The sequence below is a fragment of the Duncaniella sp. genome (genome assembly GCF_029054785.1).
Classification (GTDB): Bacteria; Bacteroidota; Bacteroidia; order Bacteroidales; family Muribaculaceae; genus Duncaniella.
On the sequence record NZ_JAIDEN010000002.1, the window covers coordinates 1 to 4394 of the forward strand.

Consider the following 4394-nt stretch of genomic DNA (forward strand, 5'->3'; position numbering starts at 1 on the left):
TGCCCAGAATCGCCGCAAAAGAAAGAGAGCCGATAGTCTAATACTGCTACAGACCACCTCAAACCGCCGCACAACCCCGGCCCGCACACTCGAATCAGTCAAAAAAGACAAAAGCACCACCGATAAAAAGATCTCCGAGACAGCTACCAAAATCAACACCAACACCAAAGAGCTGAAACGTCAGATCAACCGCCTCAACTCCCTCAACGGCGACATCGAAGCCAACCGCAGCAAAGTCCTCGGCCTGCGCGCCCACATCGACTCCCTTGGCTCCGCCATCAACCTCACCGCCGACTCGATCAAGACCCTCGAAGCCGACCTGGAATCCATGCGCCAGGCCTACGTCAGAGCCTTGAGGCAGATGCAGCCCCACGCAGCCAACTTCAGCGAATTCAGCTTCATATTCTCCTCCAAAAGCTTCACCGAAGCTTACAGCCGCATCCGCTACCTGCGCCGTTTCTCAGCCTGGCGCGAACGCCGGGCCGAAAACATCCGGCAGGGGATCGAGAAGATTTCCGAACGCCGGGCCCACCTGACATCACTGCGCCACTCCCAGGACCAGGCCTACCGCAAAGCCGAGGAAACCCAGGCAACGCTGTCGCGTCAGCAGTCCGAGTCCGAAAAAATGGTCACCACGCTCCGCAAGGAAGACTCCGCCCTGCGCGCCATGCTCAAGGAGCAGAAGCGTCAGGCAGCCGCCCTTGACCGTGAACTCGACCGCCTCATAGCAGCCGAGCAGGCCCGCATAGCCCGCGAAGAAGCCGAAAAAGCCCGTCGCGAAAAAGAGAAAGCCTCCGCCCGGAAAAACTCCGGCACCAAGACCGGCACCGATGCCCCCGAACGCTCGGCCAAGGACGTAGCCTCGGCCAACGCCCGCACTCAGACAGCTGCCTCGACAGCTGCCTCAGCCCTGACAGGCTCATTCGAAGCCAACAAAGGCCGACTGCTCTTCCCCGTGGCCGGGTCCTACAAGATCGTGCGCCGCTTCGGACGTCAGCCCCATCCGACCCTGCGCCATGTCGAGACCGAAAACTCCGGCATCGACATCGAAGTCAGCAGCGGAGCCTCGGCCCGCGCCATCTTCGCAGGCAAAGTCTCGGCCATCTTCAAGCAGGACGGCTTCAACTCGATCGTCATGATCCGCCACGGACGCTACATCAGCATCTATGCCAACCTCTCGTCCGTCTCCGTCAAGCAGGGCGACAGCGTCAAGGCCGGCCAGAATCTCGGAACCATCTATTCCGATCCTGAAGATTCGAACCGCACCACACTCCATTTCGAAATCCGCAACGAACGGCAGAAACTCAACCCGTCGCAGTGGGTACGATGAAACAAAAACAAATCCAACAGGTTATATCATTATGACAGGCACAGCCCGCCGGATATGACCCCAAATAAATTACTTATGACTACATTTGAAGAACTCGGCGTCAGCCAGCCGCTGCGCAAAGCAGTGGAAGAGCTCGGATTCGAATATCCGATGCCGGTGCAGGAACGCGTGATCCCGCGCCTCCTCGGCGACGCCAAAGACATAATCGCCCTTGCCCAGACAGGCACAGGCAAAACCGCCGCATTCGGCCTTCCGCTGCTCCAACGGATCAACCCCGAAATCAACCGTCCCCAGGCCCTGATCCTCTCACCGACCCGCGAGCTGTGTCTCCAGATCGGCAGCGACCTGGCCGACTTCTCGAAATACATCCCCGATGTCAAAGTGCTCCCTGTCTACGGCGGCTCAAGCATCGAAAGCCAGATCCGCGGACTCAAAAAGGGTGTGCAGATCATCGTCGCCACTCCGGGCCGTCTGATCGACCTGATCAAACGCGGAGTGGTCAGACTTGACGAAGTCCACACCGTGGTGCTCGACGAGGCCGACGAAATGCTCAACATGGGCTTCCTCGACAGCATCGAAGAGATCCTCTCCTACGTCCCCGAAGAGCGCAAGATGCTCCTCTTCTCGGCCACAATGCCCGCCGACATCCTCAAGATAGCCAAACGCTACATGAAGGACTACGAGGAACTCGTGGTCGGCACCCGCAACGAAGGCGCCCAGAACGTCCGCCACATCTACTATATGGTCAACGCCCGCGACAAGTACCTGGCGCTCAAACGCGTGGTCGACAACTCGCCCAACATCTACGCCATCGTCTTCTGCCGCACCCGCCGCGACACCCAGGAGATCGCCGACAACCTGATCCGCGACGGCTACAACGCCGAAGCCCTCCATGGCGACCTCTCCCAGCAGCAGCGCGACATCGTGATGAAGAAATTCCGCGACCGCGTGGTCTCCATCCTCGTAGCTACCGACGTAGCCGCCCGCGGACTCGACGTCGATGACCTCACCCACGTCATCAACTACGGACTTCCGGAAGACACCGCCGTCTACACCCACCGCTCAGGCCGCACGGGCCGCGCCGGCAAGTCAGGAGTCTCAATCGCCATCATCCACTCGCGCGAGAAAGGCAAAATGCGCGAGATCGAGCGCATAATCGGCAAGACTTTCGAACACAAGGATGTCCCCACCCCGGAACACATCATCGAAAAGCAGCTCTACAATCTGGCCGACCGCATCGAGCGCGTCAAGGTCAACGAAGAAGAGATTGCCCCCTATCTCTCAGGCATCTCCCGCAAGCTCGAATGGCTCTCCGAGGAAGACCTCATCAAGCGCGTCATCTCACTGGAGTTCAACCGCCTGCTCGACTACTACAAAGACGCCCCGAAGATCGACTTCATCGACGCCAAGCCCTCGAAAGCCGAGCGCAAGGCCCGCAAGGGGGAACGAGTGCAGGAACGCCCGAAAAACGACCGCGAGAAAGACCGCCGCACAGCCGAACGCGGCTTCGAGAGAGTCTATGTCAACGTAGGCAAGCGCGACGGATTCTTCGCCGGAAACCTCATCGACATGCTCAACAAGCTCATCAACGGCAAACGCGTCGACGTTGGCCGCATCGACCTCCTGCCCGGCTACACCCTCTTCGATGTCAAGAAATCCGACGCCCGCAAGGTTGTCGGCGCCCTGACCGGATCTGAATTCTACGGCAAGCGCCTCCACAGCGAAATAGCCGACGCCGAACGCGACTACTCCAAAATAGCCGAAAAGCGCAAAAACAAGCCGAAGAAATAAGAGGTTGTCGCAACTCTAACCCGAAGGACCGACCGGTCCATAAGAGATTGTTACAGGACTATGCGTCCCTACCAAAACCAATTGTGGCAGGTGTTGCAACATCCACTAAGTCAGACCCTAACTCAAACCCCAGATGATAAAGAAAATCTTCCTGACAGCCATCCTGCTTGCAGGCGCCCTCGGCGCAATGGCACAGCTGACAGCCGCCGACGCCTTCACCTCGGCCCCGCAAAGCATCTTCCCACTGCTCGACCGCAACACGCGTCTCGACATGGTCGACTACATCAAAAACGGCATGAGCACCCCCTCGCAGAACAATCTCCAGGGCCGCTCGGCCATCACCGAACTGACCCCCGAAGCGCTGACCGTCAAGATGTCGGACTCCTCCGCCTCGCAGATCGCAGTGCTCAAAGGGCAGAAAGGCGAGATCATCGCCCTGATCAACACCGTAGCCACTCCCGGACTCGACTCCTCGATCCGCTTCTATGACTCCTCATGGCAGCCGCTCGACGCAGCCTCAATCTTCACCAAACCGGGCTGGAAGGAATGGCTCACAGCCGCAGGCCGCGACAATAAGGAAGAAGTCACCATGCAGGTACCCTTCATGTTAGCCTCCTACCGCATCGACCCCGCGACCTCCGAGCTGACCCTGACCAACAACCTCGCGCGCTTCCTCGACAAGGATGTCTACTCCATGATCGAGAGCTACCTCCAGCCTTCCCTGACCTACGTCTGGAACGGCAAGAAGTTCACTGCCCGCTGATCCGTCAGGGACACTGCGTGTTGCGGAACGATGAGCCCCGGTCGCGGCGCGGTTCTTTGTTGTTCTTGCGCCCGGAAGCGGCATCACCGCCGCCGGCTCCGGCACATACACCGGACCGGCGACCGTCATTCAGAAGAGTGATATTCATAATATTACAGAATTAAAGAGTAACTATTCAGCGAATATTGCCAATATAAAAAACTCATTATCAGGGTAGGGATGCACCATGGTGCATCCGAAAACGAGGCTAATGAACCACAAGACCGGCGGATGCTCCGTGGAGCATCCCTACAACTTGCTTGCAATCAGGCTGTTTGAATTGCTGAACATTTACATTAAAGAAGAAAAATTTAAATAAATAAAAAAACGTTTGTCTGAAAAATTCCCACTGCAAATATACATCCACGTCACCCCGCTTTTAGTGCGATAATGCGGAGAGCAGGCAAAAAAACGGATTTTGAGAGCCGGGCGCTCTCACTTATACACATCTGACGCTGCCGACGAAGCTAG

At 57.5% G+C, this 4394-nt stretch carries 4 protein-coding genes; 3 read left to right on the plus strand and 1 reads right to left on the minus strand.

All coding sequences use genetic code 11. The annotated features are described in order from the left end of the window. From K2H17_RS00030 to K2H17_RS00040, 3 genes are all read left to right on the plus strand, one after another. Nucleotides 1-1330 (plus strand): peptidoglycan DD-metalloendopeptidase family protein (locus K2H17_RS00030; protein WP_300129991.1); only part of this gene is annotated, 1330 nt, incomplete at its 5' end. Between the two features lie 75 nt (nt 1331-1405). Beyond that, nucleotides 1406-3121: a DEAD/DEAH box helicase gene (locus K2H17_RS00035; RefSeq protein WP_300129992.1), complete on the plus strand. Its 1716-nt coding sequence runs from the start codon at nt 1406-1408 to the stop codon at nt 3119-3121. A 133-nt stretch (nt 3122-3254) separates the two neighbouring features. Continuing rightward, complete coding sequence (locus tag K2H17_RS00040; RefSeq protein WP_300129993.1) at nt 3255-3884, plus strand: DUF3256 family protein; 630 nt, start codon at nt 3255-3257, stop codon at nt 3882-3884. Between the two features lie 4 nt (nt 3885-3888). Here the strand turns inward: K2H17_RS00040 and K2H17_RS00045 are convergent, their stop codons facing one another. Then, complete coding sequence (locus tag K2H17_RS00045) at nt 3889-4032, minus strand: hypothetical protein (RefSeq protein ID WP_300129994.1); 144 nt, start codon at nt 4030-4032, stop codon at nt 3889-3891. Between the last annotated feature and the right edge of the window lie 362 nt (nt 4033-4394).